The 22,245-nt window shown below is 51.5% G+C and carries 19 protein-coding genes; 16 read left to right on the forward strand and 3 right to left on the reverse strand.

From position 1 onward, the window contains the following. Window positions 1-80: 80 nt before the first annotated feature. From moaB to O4H47_RS03260, 3 genes are all read left to right on the forward strand, one after another. Entirely contained in the window at window positions 81-617 is a 537-nt protein-coding gene (gene moaB, locus O4H47_RS03250) for a molybdenum cofactor biosynthesis protein B (RefSeq protein WP_269392500.1), read from the forward strand. 115 nt (window positions 618-732) lie between these two features. Further along, window positions 733-1,887 carry a PA0069 family radical SAM protein gene (locus O4H47_RS03255; RefSeq protein WP_269392501.1) on the forward strand — a complete coding sequence of 385 codons (1,155 nt, stop codon included), beginning with the start codon at window positions 733-735 and terminating at the stop codon, window positions 1,885-1,887. 126 nt (window positions 1,888-2,013) lie between these two features. After that, window positions 2,014-3,399, forward strand: a complete 1,386-nt coding sequence (locus O4H47_RS03260; protein ID WP_269392502.1) for a multicopper oxidase family protein — start codon at window positions 2,014-2,016, stop codon at window positions 3,397-3,399. A gap of 21 nt (window positions 3,400-3,420) precedes the next feature. Here the strand turns inward: O4H47_RS03260 and O4H47_RS03265 are convergent, their stop codons facing one another. Beyond that, the gene (locus O4H47_RS03265; RefSeq protein WP_269392503.1) at window positions 3,421-4,788 is read right to left on the reverse strand and encodes a tryptophanase; all 1,368 of its coding nucleotides are present in this window, start codon (window positions 4,786-4,788) and stop codon (window positions 3,421-3,423) included. Window positions 4,789-4,957: 169 nt separating this feature from the next. After that, window positions 4,958-5,971, reverse strand: a complete 1,014-nt coding sequence (locus O4H47_RS03270; protein ID WP_269392504.1) for an AraC family transcriptional regulator — start codon at window positions 5,969-5,971, stop codon at window positions 4,958-4,960. A 167-nt stretch (window positions 5,972-6,138) separates the two neighbouring features. Here O4H47_RS03270 and O4H47_RS03275 point away from each other — a divergent pair, with 167 nt between their 5' ends. From O4H47_RS03275 to O4H47_RS03295, 5 genes are all read left to right on the forward strand, one after another. Further along, complete coding sequence (locus O4H47_RS03275) at window positions 6,139-7,338, forward strand: multidrug effflux MFS transporter (RefSeq protein WP_269392505.1); 1,200 nt, start codon at window positions 6,139-6,141, stop codon at window positions 7,336-7,338. A 93-nt stretch (window positions 7,339-7,431) separates the two neighbouring features. Beyond that, complete coding sequence (locus O4H47_RS03280) at window positions 7,432-8,262, forward strand: DUF2306 domain-containing protein (protein WP_269392506.1); 831 nt, start codon at window positions 7,432-7,434, stop codon at window positions 8,260-8,262. A 40-nt stretch (window positions 8,263-8,302) separates the two neighbouring features. Then, complete coding sequence (locus O4H47_RS03285) at window positions 8,303-9,277, forward strand: NAD(P)-dependent alcohol dehydrogenase (RefSeq protein WP_269392507.1); 975 nt, start codon at window positions 8,303-8,305, stop codon at window positions 9,275-9,277. Between the two features lie 39 nt (window positions 9,278-9,316). Beyond that, complete coding sequence (locus O4H47_RS03290; protein ID WP_269392508.1) at window positions 9,317-9,967, forward strand: ribonuclease HII; 651 nt, start codon at window positions 9,317-9,319, stop codon at window positions 9,965-9,967. A gap of 123 nt (window positions 9,968-10,090) precedes the next feature. Then, complete coding sequence (locus O4H47_RS03295; protein ID WP_269392509.1) at window positions 10,091-11,245, forward strand: site-specific DNA-methyltransferase; 1,155 nt, start codon at window positions 10,091-10,093, stop codon at window positions 11,243-11,245. Window positions 11,246-11,392: 147 nt separating this feature from the next. Here the strand turns inward: O4H47_RS03295 and mutY are convergent, their stop codons facing one another. Continuing rightward, the gene (gene mutY / locus O4H47_RS03300) at window positions 11,393-12,484 is read right to left on the reverse strand and encodes an A/G-specific adenine glycosylase (protein WP_269392510.1); all 1,092 of its coding nucleotides are present in this window, start codon (window positions 12,482-12,484) and stop codon (window positions 11,393-11,395) included. A 67-nt stretch (window positions 12,485-12,551) separates the two neighbouring features. On the opposite strand from mutY, the gene O4H47_RS03305 reads away from it, so the two are divergent. The 8 genes from O4H47_RS03305 to O4H47_RS03340 all read left to right on the forward strand — a co-directional run bounded on the left by O4H47_RS03305 (window position 12,552) and on the right by O4H47_RS03340 (window position 22,201). After that, entirely contained in the window at window positions 12,552-13,061 is a 510-nt protein-coding gene (locus O4H47_RS03305) for a DUF721 domain-containing protein (protein ID WP_269392511.1), read from the forward strand. Window positions 13,062-13,319: 258 nt separating this feature from the next. Next, a complete protein-coding gene (locus O4H47_RS03310) occupies window positions 13,320-13,739 on the forward strand; it encodes a hypothetical protein (RefSeq protein ID WP_269392512.1) in 420 nt (139 codons plus the stop codon). After that, entirely contained in the window at window positions 13,736-14,338 is a 603-nt protein-coding gene (locus O4H47_RS03315; protein ID WP_269392513.1) for a TetR/AcrR family transcriptional regulator, read from the forward strand. Before O4H47_RS03310 ends, O4H47_RS03315 begins: the two co-directional genes overlap by 4 nt. Then, window positions 14,335-15,693 carry an efflux RND transporter periplasmic adaptor subunit gene (locus O4H47_RS03320; RefSeq protein ID WP_269392514.1) on the forward strand — a complete coding sequence of 453 codons (1,359 nt, stop codon included), beginning with the start codon at window positions 14,335-14,337 and terminating at the stop codon, window positions 15,691-15,693. Before O4H47_RS03315 ends, O4H47_RS03320 begins: the two co-directional genes overlap by 4 nt. Further along, complete coding sequence (locus tag O4H47_RS03325) at window positions 15,690-18,818, forward strand: efflux RND transporter permease subunit (protein WP_269392515.1); 3,129 nt, start codon at window positions 15,690-15,692, stop codon at window positions 18,816-18,818. Before O4H47_RS03320 ends, O4H47_RS03325 begins: the two co-directional genes overlap by 4 nt. A 1,308-nt stretch (window positions 18,819-20,126) precedes the next feature. Then, entirely contained in the window at window positions 20,127-20,552 is a 426-nt protein-coding gene (locus tag O4H47_RS03330) for an MAPEG family protein (protein ID WP_269392516.1), read from the forward strand. Between the two features lie 39 nt (window positions 20,553-20,591). After that, a complete protein-coding gene (locus O4H47_RS03335; protein WP_269392517.1) occupies window positions 20,592-20,954 on the forward strand; it encodes a YciI family protein in 363 nt (120 codons plus the stop codon). Window positions 20,955-20,956: 2 nt separating this feature from the next. After that, a complete protein-coding gene (locus tag O4H47_RS03340; protein ID WP_269392518.1) occupies window positions 20,957-22,201 on the forward strand; it encodes an RNA polymerase sigma factor in 1,245 nt (414 codons plus the stop codon). Window positions 22,202-22,245 lie beyond the last annotated feature (44 nt).

Consider the following 22,245-nt stretch of genomic DNA (forward strand, 5'->3'; position numbering starts at 1 on the left):
TTGTTTGTTCTAAATCATTGAAGCAGCCCGCTTGGGATGGCAATGTCTGCGTCAAAAATCTCAATTGGAGTTCGCCACAAATGTACAAATCAAAAATTGACCAGTCTCAGGATATGGTGAAGCTAAATTTTGCTATTCTGGCCGTGTCAGACACCCGCACGCTTGAAACTGATGATTCTGGTGCACTGCTCAAAGAGATGATTAGTGAAAGCGGCCATATGGTTTTAGATCGGGACATTGTGACGGATGACCAGCAATTGATCCGCCAAAAAGTGCAGAACTGGATTGTGAACAAAGACATTGATGTGGTGATCACCACCGGTGGCACAGGCTTTTCGCAACGCGATGTTACCCCCGAGGCATTGGAGCCCCTGTTTGACAAAGTGATGGACGGTTTTTCTGTTCTATTTCACCAATATTCGGCTGCTCAAATTGGCACATCGACCATTCAAAGTCGCGCCACGGGCGGATTGGCGGGAGAGACTTTGATCTTTTGTTTGCCCGGTTCACGCGGAGCTTGCCGGGATGGTTGGCAGGGTGTCATCAATTTCCAACTCGATTCGCGGCATAAGCCTTGTAACTTTTTGGAAGTTTTGCCGAAGTATTCCTCGCGGTAATAGCGTTTAGACTTCAGCACGTTAGCTGACATCGCAAAATCTCGATTGACAATTTGTTCTCATTTTGTTCTATTCTAGTGGAACGATTTGTTAACCCTTTGATCGCGAGGTGAAAATGGCTATTCATGCAGCTTTCCCGCCACCGCCAGACAGTTTGGCCCGCATTGCCAAAAGCGCTGATGGCGACATTTTGGCAAGTAAAATGGTTTCGCCAAATCGCAATCGCGGTCGGGGTGCGCAGAGCAACTTGTCGGGACGATTTGAGGTATTCCAAAATGAGAGTTTTGATGATGGTTGGCAATCCTTAGAAACATTGGCTGATTTTAAAACCAATGTGCGCGAAGAGCGTGCGAAGTCGATTATTACCAAGAACGAGTCTCCGGACCTAAATTTTGATCGATCCATCAATCCTTATCGCGGTTGCGAGCATGGTTGTTCATATTGTTTTGCGCGCCAAACCCACGCCTATTTGGGCCATTCGGCAGGTATTGATTTTGAGCGAGAGCTTTACGCCAAAACCAACGCGGCAGCGCGGTTGCGCGAAGAATTGAGCCGCAAAAAATATACGCCAAAACCAATAGCCATTGGCACCAATACCGACCCCTATCAACCGATTGAGCGTGAACGCAAAATCATGCGGGAAATCTTGGAGGTCTTGATTGAGTTCAAGCACCCCGTGACTATTGTCACCAAATCCGCGCTTGTGGTGCGGGACTTAGATTTGTTGACCGAACTGGCCGAACAAAACCTCGTGCATGTGGCTATGTCGATCACCACGCTTGATCGCAAGCTTTGTCGGGAATTGGAGCCGCGTGCTTCCACACCTTCCAAACGGCTTGAAGCTGTTGAATTGCTCAGCCAATCAGGCATTCCCACGATGGTGATGGCGGCACCGATTATTCCCGCGATCAATGACAGTGAATTGGAAAAAATTCTTGATGCCGCCGCCGCGCAAGGCGCAACGGCAGCAGGTATGATCATGCTGCGATTGCCGGGCGAAGTGCGCAATATTTTCCGCGAATGGCTGTTGCGCTTTTACCCAGACAAATTGCGTCATGTGCTCAATTTGGTGCGAGATGTACGCGGTGGACGCAACAATGATCCGCGCTTTGGGTCACGCATGTCGGGGCAAGGGCCTTATGCTTATGCTTTGCAGCGTCGGTTTGAATTGGCCATGAACCGCAACGGTTTGAAAAAGCGCTTGCCGCATTTGCGGACAGACCTCTTCACACAACCCGAAGTCCCAGAAGATCAATTGAGCTTGTTCTAGGCTAAAAAAGTCTTAGATGGGACAATTTGTACATTGGCTGGCAAACCTGACTGGTTTAAGTTGGCTGACAAATGGGGCCATCCATTTTTACAGGTCGCGCTGTGAAACTGACTTTAGGAATATAGAATGTTGGGCATGTCACGCCGCGAGTTTTTGTTGGGGTCAGCTGCGGCCTTTGCAGCCTCTTCAACGACCTATGCGATCGCCAAAAATGCGCTTTCAGCAGATTCGCAATTGCCGCTCAACTATTTGAGCCATGAAATAATGCCGGGCAAAATCACCGAGCACATGATGGGCTTTGGCACTAGTGGACCGGCTCCAACTATTCGGTTCAAACAGCATCAGACCAAAACCATTGACGTCGTGAACAATCTGCGCGAGGCCAGTATCGTACATTGGCACGGTTTGCGGCATCAAAATGATATGGACGGTGTGCCCTATCTTACTCAAAAGCCCATCGAAATGAGGGAGACATTTCGCTACAATGTCACTTCCCCAGATGCGGGTACATTTTGGTATCACCCCCATTGCAACACGCTTGATCAAATGGGGCGCGGCATGACCGGCCTTTTGATTGTGGAGGAGCTTGAGGACCCGGGTTTTGACCATGATCTGGCGCTCAACATCCGCGATTTCCGGTTGGGCACTGACGGGCAGTTCGTCGCCATGTTTAAGCCAAGACTTGCAGCACGAGGCGGCACGCTGGGTACTGTTTCAACGGTTAATTGGCAGGTTCAGCCCACCTATGATTTCCCCGCCGGCAGTCTTGTGCGATTGCGCCTTGCGGTGACTGACGTTACCCGTGTGGGCAACTACCAAATCTCTGGTGCAGACGCGCAAGTGATCGCCCTTGATTCCCATCCTGTTCCGCAGCCGCTGCCAGCATCTGACATTTTGCTCGCCCCTGGCCAACGCGCCGATGTAGCAGTGCGCATGCCAGAAAAGGAAGGCGAAGTGGCGGAACTGTTTTTGAACATTCTGTCCGGCCCCCGTTTGATGGCCACTTTCCGCTCGGTTGGCACTTCGCTAGGGCGTTCTTTAGAAGAACTCAAGCCGCTGCCACCCAACCCTGTGAAAGAGCCAGACCTGGCCAATGCTGAGATTTTGGATTTCACCTTCGGCTGGACACCGGATGGGGCTGAACCATTGCAAAGCATTTGCGGCTCATTGGGCTATGTTTTTTGGTCTATCAACCGCAAGCCTTGGCTAGGTGACACACCCGGCCCACTTGATCCGCTAGCGACCATGAAGTTGGGCAAAAGCTATATTCTGCGCCTGCGCAACAATACGCCAAACGACCATCCGATCCATTTGCATGGCTTGGCATTTAAACTGATCCGATCAGACAAACGCCAATTGCCGACCCTTTTCACCGACACAGCGCTATTGCAATCCGGCGAAACCATGGATGTGGCCCTTGTTGCTGACAATCCGGGCGATTGGGCTTTCCACTGCCATGTGATTGAGCACCAAAAGACAGGTCTCACCGGATATCTGCGGGTTGAGGGATAGCCCCCAACCCGACCGTTATCATCACTCAATTGGTTCAAATTTGGCCGTGAAGTGCCGCATCGCCGGTGGCTCTTCGGTGATCCGGTAACCAGGCAAGGTGCCTTTGATTTCGTTCAACTCCTCAAACACCTCAACGATGTAGTCGGCGTGGGATTGTGTGTAGACACGGCGTGGCATGGCAAGCCGCACAAGGTCCATTGCGGCAGGGTTTTCACGACCGTCGGGCGAACGACCAAACATGACTGTGCCTATTTCGCAGGCGCGAATGCCACCGAGTTCATACAAGGCCACGGCCAACGCTTGCCCGGGGTATTGCAATGGTTTGATGTGCGACAGCCAAGACCGGGCGTCGACGAATACTGCGTGACCGCCTGCTGGTTTGACTACAGGAATACCAAGCGCGTCCAAGCGCTCAACGATATAGGCGTTCGAGCGGACCCGGTATTTCAAATACTCTTCGTCAACGATTTCGGTCAAACCTTGCGCAATCGCATCCAGATCGCGCCCGGCTAATCCACCATAGGTTGGGAACCCTTCGGTCATGATGAGACGATTGCGCGCTTTCTGTGCCAACTCATCGTCGTTGAGCGCCAGCCAGCCGCCGATATTGGCGAACGCGTCCTTTTTTGCACTCATGGTCATGCCATCGGCCAGCTCAAACATGTCGCGCACGATCTCTTTAATGGAACGTTCGCCCTGCCCTTCTTCGCGCTGTTTAATGAAATAGGCGTTCTCGGCAAAGCGACATCCATCAATGATGAATGGCCGATCGTATTTGCGCGCCATTTCAGCCGTGGCACGAATATTGGCCAAACTCACCGGCTGGCCGCCCCCTGCATTATTGGTGACTGTAATCATCACGCAAGGCACCGCATCCCCAAGTTCTGCAAGAAATGCATCAAGCCGCGCAATGTCAATATTGCCCTTAAAGGGGTGCAAGTTTGCCGGGTCTTTGCCTTCAACGATCAGCAGATCATGGGCCTCAGCTCCCGTGCTTTCAATATTGCCGCGGGTGGTATCGAAGTGGGTATTTGAAGGGATCTTTTTGCCCTCGCCGCCCAAAATCGAAAACAATATGGCCTCTGCGGCGCGGCCTTGGTGGGTGGGAATAATGTGTTTAAAATCCATCAAGTGGCGCACAGCGCTTTCAAAGCGCAAAAACGAAGGTGAACCGGCATAGCTCTCGTCACCATTCATCATCGCGCCCCATTGAGCGGCGCTCATGGCGGAGGTGCCGCTGTCTGTCAACAGATCGATCAGCACATCGTCCGAATGCAGGCCGAAAAGATTGTAGTGCGCGTCCTTGGCCAATTGGCGACGCTCTTCAACCGTTGTGAAACGGATCGGCTCGACGGACTTGATGCGGAAAGGTTCTATGATGGTTTTCATTGGGGTTAGCTCCTGTTGCACACCCCATTTGCTCATCAAACGGGGCTGAAACGCCACGGTTGTCGAGCCCATATGGCAGTCGACCGCGTTCAGCGCCCAATATGAATGCCCCGAGCGTATTGTGAGGAAATTGAACTTGCAAGTGCCGCTTTGTCGCAGGGGAAAATTGCTACTCGGGCTTGAACTGGCGTGGGCTATCGCCCGTCCATCGCTTGAACGCACGCGAAAAAGAACTGGCGTCCGCAAAGCCCACCAGATAGGCGGTTTCGTTGACAGAAACCTTGCGGCTGCTCAGATAATCAAGCGCCATAGTTTTGCGCAATTGATCGTGAATTTGTTCAAAATTCACGCCTTCAGTTTTTAGTTTTCGATAAAGCGTTGGCCGACTTTGGTTGAGTTGTTTGGCCACTGTTTCCATTGAAACATCGCCGGTATGCAGCAACGGCAAGAGTATTTGCTCCACCTTGGCCCGCACCGTGTCGGCAGCTTTGAGCGTGCACAGCAAATCCTCTGCGTGGCTTGCCAATGCACCGAACAAATATTGGTTAGAACGCGGCATCGGAATGGCGTTCCAGTCCTCGGCAAACAGCAGTGCATTTTTGTTGGAAGAGAACTCAATCGGGCTTTGCAAATAGTCTTGATATTTTTCGGCATGCGCGGGCGCTGCGTGAGTCATCAAGACCTTAATCACCTTTGGCCGCCCGTCAAAATGGCGGTTGATGTCGCTCACAATGCGAGCAAACGTTGTTTCAGTCAGCTCCGGAAAGGCGTTTGGGGTGGCCCGTTGGTCAACAAACCACACGCCCTGTTTGTCGACAATTTTAGCAAACCGATCACCAGCGCCCGCTAAAGCGACATCATCCACCAGCGGGCCATATCTATTGGCCATGGCAAAAGCATCCGCCATGGTGTTGGACGCTTGTGAGATGATGCCCAGAACTGAGATTTGCTCGAGGTCTGTCCCCGCGCCAAACGCCAGTGCAATTTCTGGCATTTGGCACATGATTTGTGTGTGCTGCATGAGCGATTGATAGGCGTCGAGCGGCACGCGATTGTCCGCGTCTTCAAGTATTACGGGTTGAATGGAGCTTTGGCGCAAAAGTTCGGGTTGGTCAGCACCTTTGGTTTGGGCGAAAGCCAAAAATGCATTTACATATCCCGCCGAAACACTTGCACTTTTCATCTAACCCCCAAATTTCCTTTGCAACGCTCTGATCCCATCGGGCCAAATTTTGACCTGTAAAGCCATGTCCCCATTGCACATAAATGGGTACCCCTTGTCCAAGCTTAAAGTGGATGCGCACCGATTTATATCACGTCGCACCGTTCTGATACTCTTGGAGAATGCCTATGTTGCGTCTTGGTCTCATACTCGGTGTTATCATTTTTGTCGGCTCGATCGCCATTGATATTTACATTCCGGTGATGCCAAACGTGGCCGATGATTTAGGTGCAACGACCCTTAGCATTCAGACAACACTCACCGTCTACTTTTTGTGTTTTGGCGTCGCTCAACTGCTTTATGGCCCCTGGTCAGACAGGGTTGGGCGCAAGCCACCGCTTTATTTTGGGTTGCTCATATTCCTTGTTGGCACCGTGCTTTGTGCGCTTTCGCCAAGTGTTGTTTGGCTGATCGTAGGTCGTGGTCTCCAAGGCCTTGGCAGCGCTTCGCAAATGGTACTGATGCGGGCAGTGGTGCGCGAAAAATATCAAGGTGCGGATGCTGCAAAATTGATGGGGTATGTAATGATGGTCACCGCTATCTCACCACTTATTGCACCACTTTTGGGCAGCATGATCGCACAATATTGGGGCTGGCGTTGGATATTTGGCGGACTTGGAGTGCTGACCCTATTGGCGTTTTTTATTGCGCTTACAATGCTTGAGGAAACCAACCCACTGCTGGCCCGTTCAGTGCTTAAAGCTGCAACGCCTTGGTCCAACGTCATAGCGATATTTCAGGATGGCAATTTCGTCGTGATGACGCTCTTGGGTGCCTTTGGGTTCGCTGGCATGTTCGTCCACATCGCGTCGGGTGCGTTTGTTTATCAGCAATTTTTTGGCCTAACCGCGTTGCAGTTTAGCTTGGTGCTTGGGGCCAACTCCATTTCGTTTTTTGCAACGGCTTTGCTTTCTTCCAACTTGGCAGCGCGATTTGGGAACAACGCCATTTTGATGGTAGGTGCTGCTGGATATGCAGCTTCAACGGGCACAATGGTTTTGCTTGCTTTAATTGGGTTGCTCAAAATCGAAACTCTGATTGGCATAATGTTCCTATCCAACGGATTTTTGGGGCTTTTGATCCCCCTTGCCATGGTATTGTCGCTCAACAAACAAGGTGAGCGCGCAGGGCTCGCATCCTCGGTTGGTGGCACCTTGCAAATGCTGATTGGCGGTGCGGTCATCGGCCTGTTCGGCATCGTTTCTGATGGTTCTCCCCAATCTATGGCGATTGGGTTGTTCGCCTGCGCCGTTCTGGGACTTCTCGTCCAAATTCTAAATCAACGTCTGGCACATGATGAAACCCTCACAGTAAAACCAAGTCTATGAACGCAAGTGCTAAGGCTTTGATCGCTGCGGCCATTCAATGAATTGATGCCAAGAGCTAGGTTTTGATCAGTATTTTCAAACACTGGATCCAGCATGAGCGACACGTTAACTTCCACCCGCAAGACGGGCTTTCTAAACCCAAACAAAACCCTGCAATTATCTGCCAAAGTATGGTTTGTGGTCACCACCATTGGTTTCGCAGTTTTTGGCTATTACATTGTCAAAGTCTACAGTGCAGGCGCATTGCAAGGGGATTGGACTTCTTGGAATACAGTGCTGCCAACCGGTCATGGATTTGTGCCAGGCGACACTTGGGGCAATGTTGCGTTTGCCGCCCATATGATTGTTGCCGCCATTCTAACATTTGGCGGCGCGCTGCAATTGGTGCCAAAAATCCGCGCGAAAGCTGCACCGTTTCACCGATGGAACGGACGGCTGTTTATGATCAGCGCCATCATTGTCTCGCTTTCTGGTCTTTACATCAACATCACGCGCGGCAATGTTTCGGGCTTCACTATGGGGCTTGGCAACAGCCTCAATGGCATCCTTATTCTGGTGTTTTGCATCATGGCTTGGCGCTTGGCCGTTAAAGGTCAAATCGCTGATCACCGCCGCTGGGTTTTACGCGCCTTCGTTTTGATCCACGGCGTCTGGTTTTTGCGTGTCGGTATGATTGTTTGGTTCATGATCAACCAAGGCCCTGCAGGAATGAATGATGCGGGAACCGGCTGGTTCGACATCTTTTGGGCGTTTGGGCACTTCTTGCTGCCACTCGCTGTTATGGAAGCCTATTTGCGCTCACAAACCTCGCGCAACAAAATCTGGCGCCTCGCCTTTGGCCTTGGCTTATTCGTGATCACACTGCTTTTGGCTGGTGGCACGGCTGGTGCCTTTATGTTCATGTGGTTGCCCCATCTTGGCTAGTTCCCTTTATTTCAATCAACGCGTAAATGAGTTTAGAACCATGAAAGCTTTCATCCACCACAACTACGGCCCAGCAGATGTGTTGCGCCTTAGTGAAGTCGCAAAACCCGAGCCAGCGGCGAACGAATTGCAGATAAAGGTGCATGCCTTTTCGCTCAACCCCGAAGAAATGCACATGATGCACGGCATGTTTGCGGTGCGGCCAATAACGGGTTTCAGGCGTCCGAAGGTCTTGTGTCTAAAAGCCGACATTGCGGGAGTGGTTGAAGCGATTGGCGATGCTGTTTCTGACTTCAAGATTGGTGACAAGGTGATGGGCCGCGCAAATAAGGGAGGCCAAGCGCAATTCACTTGTGTGCCCCAAGATCGTCTGGTCCATAAACCAGAGGCTCTTTCGTTTGAACAAGCTGCCGCCCTGCCCTTGGCTGGTGTGACGGCCCTGCAAGCGGTCACCAAAAATGGCAACGTACACAAGGGGATGCGCGTTTTAATCAATGGCGCTTCTGGCGGCATAGGCACTTATGCAGTGCAATTGGCAAAGCATTTTGACGGGGAAGTCACAGCTGTGTGCAGTGGCAAAAACATAGACCTCGTCACCCAGCTTGGCGCTGACCATGCAATTGATTATCATACAGGCGATTTCACCCGCACGCGCCGATCATATGAGTTGATCATCGACCTTGTTGGCAACCGTAGTCTTTCAGACATGCGCTCGTGCCTATCAAAAAATGGCAAATGCCTGATGGTTGGGTTTTCCACTCCTGCTTCCATGTTCCGCGCGTTGATTGGGGGTCCTTTATCGTCAAATTTCTCCACCCAGAAAGTTGGCGTGATGATGGCAAGTTTTGACAAAGCTGATCTGCAAACTGTGGCAGATTTGGCAGCTACGGGTGACCTAGAGGCCACCATCGACAAGGCGTATCCTTTCGAGATGACCCCAAAAGCCATGCACCATTTAGCAACGGTTCGCGCCAAAGGAAAGATTGTTGTGCGCCTTGACGCTGGATCTGAATAAACACTTGGAGCAAACAAGAGGTAATGCCAAATTGAGGGCATGAACAATGCTGATTCACAACCTTCCCTGTTTGGCGATGGGCCTGATTTTTCAATCGAAGATCAATTCCGGGCGAAGGGGCTGGTTGTGTGTGGAGTTGATGAAGCGGGGCGTGGGCCGTTGGCGGGACCTGTTGTCACCGCCGCCGTTATTTTGCACCCAGATCACATTCCGGATGGTTTGAACGACAGCAAAAAGCTCAGCGCCAAGAAGCGCGACGAACTCTACGACCTCATTATGGCCAACGCCCATGTGGGCATTGCATCGGCTCCACCCAGTACCATTTTTGAGCGCAATATACGTGGTGCGACGCTTCACGCGATGGCGCAGGCGGTCAAATCGCTTTCAATAACTCCTGACATTGCCTTAATCGATGGGCGAGATATTCCACCCAAACTGCCTTGTCGCGGGCAAGCGCTGATCAAGGGCGACAGCCGATCCTTGTCCATCGCCGCGGCTTCTATCATTGCCAAGGTGACACGCGACCGGATGTGCGTACTATTGGACCAATCCCTGCCCGCATATGGCTTTGGCAAACACAAAGGTTACGGCACAGCGTTGCACATGCAAGCGCTACAAAACCACGGTGCAACGCCCCATCACAGGGCTGATTTCAAACCAATTGCAGAAATTATAGCTAACAAAAGCTGATTCAAAACAGCGTCTTAGCGTGCAAATTGCATGTTTTACGTTTGGTTTACCATAAGTTTTAGCGCCCCCTTAACCCTAAGAAATTACAAATGAAAGCGTAGTAAAGCGTACAAGGTACATAGAATGTTGCGTAACAAGCATTCGTCGACGCGCAGTGTTGCGTCGCTTCGTCCTACGGGCGAAAAGGGTTCTGATTATCTGCCATTGGACACCATTTTGGTGGGTGATTGCATTGAGCATATGAACTCGCTTCCAGCAGGTTCGGTTGACCTTGTCTTTGCTGATCCACCTTATTTTCTTCAATTGGAAAAAGGGCTTACCCGCCCTGACCAGTCTAATGTAGATGGTGTGCATAATGAGTGGGATAAGTTTTCCGACTATGCGCATTACGACAAATTCACCCGCGATTGGATGACAGCCGCAAAGCGCATCCTCAAGCCAAATGGCGCGCTTTGGGTGATTGGTTCTTACCACAATATTTTCCGCGTTGGCGCAATTTTGCAGGACCTGGGGTTCTGGATGATGAACGATATTATTTGGCGCAAATCCAACCCAATGCCGAACTTTCGCGGCACACGGTTTACCAATGCGCATGAGACACTGATATGGGCAACACGCGACCAGTCTAGCAAGCCAACTTTCAATTATGACGCGCTTAAACAGTCGAACGACGACACACAAATGCGCTCTGATTGGCTGTTCCCGATTTGCACGGGAAATGAACGTTTAAAAGACGAAAATGACGACAAGGTGCACCCGACGCAGAAGCCAGAAAGTCTGTTATATCGGATACTTATGGCCACAACCAAGCCGGGCGATGTTGTTGTTGATCCGTTCTTTGGCACCGGCACCACGGGCGCTGTGGCGAAAAAATTGGGTCGTCATTTCATCGGCTGTGAGCGTGAAAGCGAGTATATCAACGCGGCGTTAAAACGCATTGCTTCGATCAAAACGCTTGAGAATATCGTACTTGAAACGGTGAAGGGCAAACGGGCGGAAAAGCGCGTTGCGTTCGGCTCGTTGATTGAGCAAGGCATGATTATGCCCGGCGCAACCCTTTGGGACTCAAAGAAAAAATTCAAAGCCACGGTGCGCGCTGACGGGTCGCTAATTTGCGACGGCCATGAAGGCTCGATCCACAAGGTTGGCGCCTTGGTGCAAGACGCAGCTTCATGCAATGGCTGGACCTATTGGCACCTTGAAGACGGCGATAACATTACCCTTATTGACGATTTACGCACCGAAATCCGGGCGACCATGAACAGACTTTCGGCCTGACACGACCTCCAAAGAATTTCAGGCAACTTACCGCTGGTCATTTGATCAGCGGTCTTTTTTTGTTCGATCTGCACCGGGGATAAGTGGGGTAAAACGTCCCTATTTGTGACGGTTTGTTTCGTCAAAGTGCTGGAACACTGTGCCAGCTCACTCGTTCAATGCGGCAGCCAAGATTTTCTTGAAAACTGTGGGCAATGCCTCACCATTCAGGTCCGCCCTTTTTACCCACCAACCGTTTGAAGCAGGCGGTTTTGTTGCGTTTGCTTTCCAAACGGTGACGTTGAGTGCGAAGTGGGTGAAGATATGGTCCACGTTTCCACATTCAATCCAATGGGTATCCAGCGGATGAGTTGGCGCGGGACGTTCCATAAGTGTCTCAACTTTGTGCCATTCACTGCCCGGCACTTCAGTCATTGCGGCCAACAATCCCTTTTCTGGTCGTTGCTGCAGCCAAATCTCACCCTTATCATTTTCCACCACATAGGCATGGCCAACCCGAATTGGTTTTTGCTTTTTGGGCGGCATCACCGGAAAATTCGTCGGGTCAGATGATTTGGTGCCAAGACAGTTTTTTGAGATTGGGCAAATCAAACAATTGGCGCGTTTTGGCGCACAAATTGTCGCCCCCAAATCCATCAAGCTTTGCGCAAAATCCCCTGCTCGTTTTGGCACGGATTGCTGGATGAAAGAGCGGATAAACGGTTTTGCTTCGCGCACCGGTTCGGCCAAGGCCGTAAACCGCGCTGCCACTCGATCCACATTGCCATCCACCACAGCCACCTGTTCATCAAAACAAATCGCAGCAATTGCGGCGCTTGTGTAGGGGCCAATGCCCGGCAGGGTTTGCAGTGCTTCGGCGGTGGTTGGAAACGTGCCGCCAAATTCGTCCACCACTTTGTTGGCGCAAGCGTGTAAATTGCGGGCCCGCGCGTAATAGCCTAAGCCTGCCCATTCTTTTAAAACATCATCGCGGTCTGCCGCGGCAAGGTCTTGCACCCTTGGCCAACGGGATGTGAAGGCGGCGAAATATTTCCCCACGGTTGGTACGGTGGTTTGTTGCAACATGATTTCGGATAGCCACACGAAATAGGGATTTGGGTTTACCCCCGCCGCCCGGTCTTGCGGGCTGGTGCGCCACGGCAATTGCCTTGCGTTTTTATCGTACCATTTCAGCAAAGCGGCCGCGTCAATCGGCTTTAATTCAGATTTGGCGTTTTTGTGGCGTTTGATTTCTGGCATGATGGGGTTATGGGTGATTTGAATGCGTTAGACAAGATAGGTTAGCTGCCCCAAACCCGGATTGAAGATGAGCGAAAAAAAGCCAAAAACACCAAAGAGATTGCGCCGCTCCGTTTCGATTGCCGAACTGGCCGAACGGGCGATTGCGCCCTTGGTGCAAAAACGCGGCTTTGCCAACTCTGAATTGCTGATGCGCTGGGCCACAATTGTCGACGCGCCATACGACAAGGGCGTGGTGCCAGACAAATTGCACTGGCCACGCGATATGGGCAACAACCCGCATGTGGGCGCGGTGCTAACCGTTCGGGTGGACCCCATCCACGCCCTCGCCTTCACCCACGAAACAGAAATGATCAAAGCCTCCATCAATCGCTATTTTGGCTTTTATCTGGTCGATAAAATCAAACCCAGCCGCCGCCCCTTTGTGCCACAACTCGAAGAAGCAAAAAAGCCAACCATGCGCCGGTTGAGCGAGAAAGAAGAGCAATCGCTGGCCGCGCAAGTTGAGAAGATTGAGAACCCTGAGTTGCGCGAGAGTTTGTTGAATTTGGGGCGCGGGATGAAGGGGCGGGGTTAGGTATACCAAACGCGAAGGTGGATTTGATTTGGTTGTTCGTCTTCGTTGAATGTCTGGTTGGAGCCCTTTGAAGACATTTGATTTGCGAAGTTGTTCGACACTTTCGGCCCAAAGCTGCCGTTCACAGCACCGCTGTTGACTCCAAGAAAACCAACCTTTTCTTATGACATGTTTGCGGGAAAATACTTGTTGTAGTTGCTTGGTTATAAGTCTATAACTAATACTCCTAATTAACACACTGCATCGGAGGCTAGGATCATGAATGCAGCTTCTCTAGGCAACAAGCCCCCCTTGTCCCTCGGACTTAGGATTGCATCAATTGTAGCATTGGTGTTCGGTGTGATGACTTTGTTTTCCGCCGGTAGCGTACTTTTCGGCCCTTCAGTTTCTCAAGAAATGGCAGGCGCCTACGTCGAATTTGTCGTCTGGTTCAACTTCGCCGCTGGTTTCTTCTATGTCATGGCAGCAATCGGCATTTGGCTCCAGCGTGCGTGGGCCTATCCTCTATCTGGACTAATTGCGCTGACGACGGCATTTATGGCCATTCCATTTGCTTTTCATGCCATCGCAGGTGGGCCTTTTGAATTGCGTACAGTCGCCGCGCTTGTGCTCCGCATTGGGTTCTGGGCGGCAATCACAATTGCCTTGTACTGGTCAAAACGGAACGCTCATAGATGAGAAAAACCGCTCAGGATCGAAAGGTCGAAATCTCAAGAACAGTGTTGGATTTGGCGTTCGAAGTTGGACCTGATCAGGTAACCACTGGCATGATCGCAAAGCGTCTGGGACTATCGCAACCTGCCATATACAAACATTTCCCCAGCAAAGATGATATTTGGAACGCTGTAGCAGATCATGTCTGTGCCCGCGTATATGAAAACATCGCTCAAGCGGCCACAGACACTCACTCCCATGACGATCGTTTGCGAATGTTGGTTATTGGACATCTGCGTTTGGTGCGGGACAATCCAGCATTGCCCGAAATAATGGTTATGCGGACTTTGCAGAATGCGCATGGCCCTTTGCAGACCCAAATGCGAACAGTTATGGCTGAATTTCGCAATGCATTGGTCACCAATGTTGCCGGCGCTGTAGAGCAAAAAATTTTCCGAAATGATTTGGATCCCACGGATGCGAGCACACTTGTTTTCGGGATTATTCAGAGTTTGGTGTTACGCATGTTGCTGGCACGCGATCCAGATATTCTGACGCAAGACGGCACGCGATTGTTAGATTTGCTGCTTTCGGGCTTTGCACATTCAGAGGTAAGTCGATGAAAAATAGTTTGAAGCTGATTTTGGTTACATTGCCAATAATACTGATTGGCGTAGCTTTTGTCGCCTTTATCATTGTGAACCGACCGGCACCGGAACGCAATTTGCTGGCAGAACGCGCGACGGCGGTTCGGGTGATCATCACCAACAAGCAACCGGTTGTGCCGTTAGCGACCGGATACGGAATTGTGCGCCCAACGCGCACCTATGAAGCGATTGCTCAAGTGGGTGGGACCGCAGATTACGTGAACCCTGCTATGCAAAAAGGAGCTATTTTGCCGGCGGGATCCGTTCTTGCTCGCTTGTCGCAAGCGGACTACAAACTCGCTATCGCACAGGTAAAAGGCAACATTCGCGCGGCTGAAGCAAAGCTCGCCGAATTCTCAGTCTCCGAAACCAATCTTTCCGCTGCACTGGCCATCGAAAAAGAGGCGCTCGCATTGAAGACGTCCGATCTAGGACGAGCTGAGACCCTTTTCGCGGGCGGCTCTGTGTCACAAGCAGCACTGGACGCAGCACGCATAGCTCACCTGTCACAACGCCAGAAGGTTTTGTCGGTGCAAAGCTCGCTTGCTTTACTGCCAACCCAACGCGCTGTGCAGGCCGAACAAATTGCGCTTTCCCAAGTTAATCTAGAAACAGCAATGCTTAATTTGGCACGGACTGAACTAACTTTACCATTTGACGCACGCGTTGCGACAACAACTGTCGAAGTTGGCCAATTTGTACGCGCGGGCCAAACAATAGCAATATTGGACGGCATTGAAGCCGCAGAAGTTGAAGCGCAAGTTTCTGCTGCAGACCTGCGACTGCTCATGCAATCAACGGACACCAAAGCCCTAGACCTCACCCTTGACCCAAAAACCATGACACAGATCATGCGCGAACTTGGCCTAAGCGCTGTGGTGCGACTGCGTTTGGGGCAGGATATTTTGGAGTGGCCCGCTACCGTTGACCGCATAAGTGACACCATTGATCAAAAATCCGGCACGCTCGGGATAATCGTTCGTATTGACACCGCCTATTCGGGCACACAGATCGGCAAGCGTCCGCCGCTGACCAAGGGAATGTTCATTGAAGCCGCGATAAATGGGCCAGCTGTTGAAGGTTTCGTGGTGCCGCGAAGTGCGTTGCGGGACGGAAAACTGATGCTAGCGGACAGCGCTGACAGACTGCAAATGGTCACGGTAACTACTCGATTTGTGCAGGACGAAATTGCAGTGATATCTGAGGGGCTGGCACCCGGAGCACGTGTTGTTGTCAGCGCGCCAAGTCCGGTGATCGCTGGGATGCTTCTCAATGTGACCGAAGACACGAAGTTGATGGCGCAGCTGGCGACGGCAGGTACTGCGAAATGATTAGGTTCTTTACCGGCCATCCAACGATTGCCAACCTATTGATGATCTTGTTTATTGCCGCCGGGTTTCTTGTCGGCCCAAGCTTGTTGCGGGAAACATTTCCGCATGCTGATTTGAACAAAGTCGAAGTGAATGTGCCCTACCCAAGTGCGCGACCTGAAGATGTGGAAAGCGCAATTTGCGAACGGCTGGAGGGGGCTCTAGACGCGGTGAATGGCATTGAGCGACAATCATGCGAGGCGCGCGAAGGGTCGGCACGTGTGGTGATCACCATGCGCGAAGGTGCAGATTTTCAAACATTTGTTGCCGACATCAAATCCGAAGTTGAGGCGATTTCGGATTTTCCAGATCGAGCTGAGACACCTCGGACCAAGCCACTTGGGCAAACTGACTTTGTTGCTTCTGTTGCGATAACGGGTCCAAAGGCGCGCACAGACCTCAAAGACTATGCTGAGGAGGTGCGTACCCGAATGTTGCGTTGGGGTGGCATTCCAAAAGTTGACATTACAGGCTTTTCGACCCGTGAACTACGCATTGGCTTGAACACCGCAGCCCTGCAGCAGTTTGGCATATCAGTTTCCGACGTCAGTCGTGCAGTACAGGCAAGCAGTCTCGATTTGCCCGCAGGCAGCATTCAAACATCCACCGAAACCTTATTGATAAGGGTCAACGATGAGCGTCGTGAACGCCACGATCTGGCGGCATTAGTCGTGCGTTCTTCTGCCACCGGCGGCCAAGTTAGATTGGGTGATATTGCAGATATCACTGAGCGGTTCGCGCTAGAAGATGACCATATCATGTTCGACGGCAAACTAGCTGCAATTCTTGATGTTACCAAAACACGCGCTGAAGATTCCCTGCGCATAGTCGACGCACTAAACGCGTTCCTAGACGCAGAGCGCCAACAAGCGCCTCCTGGCGTAACCTTGGAAATAGCCACTGATGCCGCATCCGTTGTGGGCGAACGATTGACCCTGGTTGTGGTCAACGGCCTACAAGGGCTTGGCTTGGTTTTCCTTGTGTTATGGCTCTTCTTCGGGTTCCGATTTTCGTTCTGGGTAGCGATGGGGTTGCCCGTTTCGTTCATGGGCGGTGTAGCGCTGATGGGTGTGATCGGCTACTCGTTGAACCTGATGACAACCCTCGGATTATTAATTGTCATTGGCTTGTTGATGGATGACGCCATCGTCATCGCTGAAAACATTGCACGTCTACGAGAAAAGGGCTTGAGCGCGTTTGAGGCCGCTGTGGAGGGAGCGAGGCAGGTCTTTCCCAATGTGTTGGCTTCTTTTGCAACAACAGCCATGATTTTCGGTTCTTTAGCGTTCTTGTCTGGTGATCTTGGTGCGGTGCTACGAGTGGTCCCTGTTGTCATGCTGTTTGTTCTGTCGATTTCCCTTATTGAGGCATTTCTAATTCTGCCACACCACCTCGTGCACAGCATTGAAAAACTGGCAAACCCCCGCGGGATGCGTGCGCGTGTTGAAACCGGAATGAATTGGCTGCGAGAAGAAGCTGTTGGGCCGTTGGTGGATTTTACCATTCGCTGGCGCTATGCAACGGCGGGATTGAGTTTTGCAGTTCTTCTTGTTGCGGTCGGCATGCTTGCTGGCGGCTATTTGAAATTTACTGCATTTCCAGAGCTGGATGGCGACACGATCGTGGCACGAGTTTTGCTGCCACAAGGAACGCCCCTAGCCCGCACGCAAGAAGTTGTTGCGACCTTGGAAGCTGGGCTGGAAACAGTAAATATGGAATTGTCACCTGACCAGCCAGATGGTGCGAAGTTGATCCGCCATGTGTCTGTATTTTATGGCGTGAACAGAGATGCTTTTGAAACGGGCGCGCATGTGGCAACCGTCAGCGTTGACCTGCTCCCATCCGCGCTACGCAAGTCTCGTCCCGACGCAATAATGGAACGTTGGCGAGCGGTCGTTGGGCCAGTACCCGACGTGCTCAGCCTGAAGTTTGCCGAGGCAACAATCGGCCCGGCCGGCATTGCGATCGACATGCGCATAAAGGGCGATGATCTGAACATGCTGAAAGCAGCTTCGATCGAGTTGCAAGAGTGGATTTGGCAATATGAAGGCGTTACCAGCGTGCTCGACGACCTGCGCCCCGGCAAACGTGAAATGCGCATCCGGTTAAATGACGCCGCTGGCCCAATGGGCGTAACAGCTGCAATGGTTGCCGATCAACTACGGGCAGCCTATTTCGGCACTACTGTCAGCGAAATGCAAGTGAACGGCCAATTGCTAGAGGTTACCGCGCAATTCGCCGTTCAGGACCAGATAAGCATCTCTCAATTTGACGGTTTCATTATTGCGCGAGCTGACGGTTCGTTTGTGCCGTTGGCTGTCGTCGCGGACGTTGAAATGGGACAAGGTTTCAGCCGCATCAACCGCGAAAACGGGATACGCACGGTAACGGTACAGGGCGCAATTGACACGCGAATTGCCAACGCGAACGCAGTTGTCAACGACACCTTGACGCGGTTTGTGCCCGAGCTGCTCTCACGCTACCCCGGCATAACGCTTGATGTTGAAGGACAAAACGCAGAGGCGAGCAAAACGCAAAAATCGATGCTTGTCGGGTTTATGATCGGCTTGATCGGGGTATTTCTGCTATTGAGCTTCTTGTTCCGCTCCTACATTGAACCGATTGTCGTGATGCTGATTATCCCATTGTCTTTGACTGGATCGGTTTTTGGTCACATGGCCATGAGTTTGGATTTCTCAATGCCTAGCATGCTCGGTTTTGTAGCTTTGGCCGGGGTGGTTGTGAACAACTCAATCCTGTTGGTGGATTTTGTCAAGCACGAGCATGGCACCTCTAAAACCGTCGCTGAAGCAGCGTCGCGCGCCGCACGCGCAAGGTTTAGAGCCATATTCTTAACGTCTCTAACCACCGTCGCTGGGCTGCTTCCAATTCTGCTGGAGACCAGCCTTCAAGCACAAATCCTTATTCCGCTGGTTGCCAGTCTTGTTTTCGGTTTGTTGGCTGCGGGCATCATCGTTTTATTCGTGTTGCCGGCGATTTATGCAATCTTAGATGATATGGGGTTGAGTACGTTGGCAAGAGAGCGCGGGGAAAAGGCGGAAAAGGGAACGTTCGCGCAAGACTGATCATCAACGAGGTGCTCAGTTCTTGGTTTCTAAACCGTTCGGTAAAATTATGTTGTCGGCCAATAAACTCGTTTAGCTCTTGCTGCGTCTCAATGCGCAGCGTCATCTTGTTCCACGGCAGAGCGTCGAAGCTATGTCGGCATTTGAGTGTTCCACACAAATGAATAGCCTGACTTAGTTTGATCAGTTTAATAACACTTCAAAAATGCGCCGCGAACTTCCACTTTCCGCCCATATCACTTATTCGCCGATTTTTACGTTTGGTAACTTTGTCCACAAAGCTGACTTTCTTGCACCCAAAGAAAAATGATGAGATGCAATGCGGCTAGTGGCGCTGTTGTCTATCGCAGTTGCACCCTGTGGAAATGCCTTATGGATCCCCGGGTCAAGCCTGAGGATGACGGGTGTTGGTGTGGTGGGTGTTGTGCCAATCAGGTTGGTCCAAGGCCACATTTAGGTGCTTGCCCTGCGCCTGCGCGGCCTGGTCCCGGGCAGCCAAGTGGTTTTGCGACGGTGTTGCCCCCCCACCGGGGCATTCCCGGCCTTGAGCCGGGATCAGCTGGACTAGTTTCGCCGCGTGCAGAATTATGAGCTGCGGTTTTTGGAAAGTCCGGCCTGGGTCCCTGCCTGCGCAGGGATGACGGGTGTTGGTGTGGTGGGTGCGGTGCGCCACAATTGGTCCCTGACAGCTTTTCAGCGCTCTCGCGGAGCGGGTTGGTTAGGGACAAAGCAAACTGATGGGCGTTCAACACCACCCTCACCCTGAGCTTGTCGAAGGGTCAACAGCGAGTGCGCGCAGACCATCCTTCGACAAGCTCAGGATTAGGCATTACCCGCGCTCAGGATGGGGCTTTGTTTGCGCTCAGGTACGGTGTTGGTGTTGGCGAGTTTTCGTTTTCGCTGAAAACATCCCCTTTCGTCACCCTCGGGCTTGACCCGAGGGGCCATGGTGAGGCGAAGCGCGGTCAGCAATGATAATAGAAACCGCCGTTGCACCCTGTGGAAACGCAGCATGGATCCCCGGGTCAAGCCCGAGGATGACGGCGTTGGTGTGGTGGGTGTTGTGCCTTTCAGGTTGGTCCAAGGCCACATTTGGGTGCTTGCCCTGCGCAGGCAGGTCCGAGACATCCAAGTGGCTTTGCGACGGCCTTGCCGCACCCACCGGGCATTCCCGGCCTTGAGCCAGCATCAGCTGCGGCGGGCAAAGGACGCGTTTCGCTGGTTGAAAATTAAGCGCAGCGGATGCTTTGAACAGTTTTTTAAAAAAATTTCTGTGAGATGTAGGATTCACGAGCTGGCAATCGTCCTATGGTCATCGAAACACAATTAAAAGGATTTTACGCAATGTTTGAAGTTACACCGTTCTATGCGTTAGTCGTCGCTGTTATCTATCTGGCGCTTTGGTTCCGCATTACTGCCTACCGATCTGCGAAGGCTATCTCCATAGGCGACGGAGGGGATCAAATGCTTTTACAACGCATACGGCAACACGGAAACTGCTTCGAATGGTCCACTTTCATTCTTATACTTATGATTCTTGCTGAGGGAATGAACGCGCCATCAATCTACTTGCATATCTCGGGTGTCCTGTTGATCATCGGACGAATTGCTCATCCGTTCGGACTGAAAATTGACAACGCTGCCCATCCCCTCCGATATGTTGGCAATGGAACCAACATTCTTGCTGCCCTGAGCGCAATGGTTTGTTTGGTCTTCAATATTTTTGGACTTTAAACGACGCACAATCAGATTTTTTTTAAAGGAAACCGACTTATGAAATATATGCTTTTGATCTTTAATGACCCTGCACTTGAACCAAGTTATGGAACGCCCGAGTTTGATACAATGATGTCCGATTTTTTCGCCGCAAATGAAAAAATGAAAGCTGATGGCGTTCTGTGTGGAGGAGAAGGCCTGCAGGGCATTGAAACGGCAACATCTTTGCGGATCAAGGCTGGCAAGGTGGAAACAATGGATGGCCCATTTGCGGAAACGCGCGAGCATTTGGGGGGCTACTATGTCATTGATACGGCAGACTTAGATTCTGCTCTATCTTATGCGGCCTTAATTCCATCGGCGAATTTTGGCACGATCGAGGTTCGCCCGTTGATGGATTACAACCCGGCAGGCAATTAGACATGAGTTCCGCCGCCCCCAAAGCCATTGCCATTCAGAATGCCATAAACGATGTAATGAGCAATGACAGGGGGCGGCTGCTGGCGGGCCTTATTTCAAGGCTTTCTGACTTTCAGCTTGCCGAAGACGCTTTGCAAGAAGCGTTGATTTCGGCGTTAAGCCATTGGGGGCGCTCTGGTATCCCTCACGCGCCGACTGCATGGTTAATGAAAGTGGCTCTTAACAAAGGCATCGATCGCCTTAGATCTCAGATGCGAGAAAGCCACAAAGTTGAGCAATTCAGTTTTGTAACGAGTGATGTTGCACACCCCACAACGAGAGAAGAAATTCCAGACGAACGCCTAAGGCTGATCTTTGCTTGTTGTCATCCGGCGCTTGAAATAAAATCTCGTGTGGCGCTAACTCTGCGCACGGTGAGTGGTCTTACAACACGCGAAATTGCAAATGCATTTTTGGACACCGAAAAGACGATGGGGCAGCGGCTGACCCGATCTAAGTCAAAGATCAAAGCAAAAGGCATCGGGTTTGCGGTTCCACAATCTGAAATGTGGGATGACCGTTTAAATGCTGTTCTGGCGACCATCTATTTGATTTTCACCACTGGCTACGTGATTGAAGATGAGGCTGAAAGAGACCTTTGCGGAGAAGCAATTTTTCTGGGCCGATTGCTCAATGACTTGAAACCAAATGAACCAGAAATTGAAGGCATTCTCGCTTTGATGTTGCTCACACATGCGCGTCTGCCGGCCAGAGTGGGCGCGGACGGTCTAAGCAAACCAATTGAGGAACAGGATCGCTCACTGTGGCAAGAAACATTGATTGAAGAAGGCAGGATGTTTCTTCGCAATGCCGTCGCCCGTCGGTCCCCTCAAGCCTTCCAGATCAAAGCGGCAATTGCAGATTGTCATATGACCAAGGGTTCGCCTGATTGGATGCAAATGTCACTCCTGTACCAATCTCTTTGGCATTTTGAGCCAACGCCCGTCATTGCGTTGAACTGGGCCGTGGTCATGGCTGAACTTGGTCACCTGGAAACGGCGCTTAAGAAGATCGACAGCCTTGAGGGCGATTTATCGGCCTTTCAACCATGGCATGCCGCCCGTGCGAGCATCTTGTTGAAATTGGGACACTTTGAAGAGGCAACAACGGCATACAAGACAGCCATTGAAACTGCTCCCGACGCCCCCTCAAGAGCATTCCTTGCAGCAAAACTGACCGCTGCGCAAAAGCATGGATCCAACAGCTGATTTTGGTGCCGAGCTGCAATTTGCTCACGAAGCCTCGCTTACAT

Source organism: Maritalea porphyrae, from assembly GCF_027213965.1.
Taxonomy (GTDB): domain Bacteria; phylum Pseudomonadota; class Alphaproteobacteria; order Rhizobiales; family Devosiaceae; genus Maritalea; species Maritalea porphyrae_A.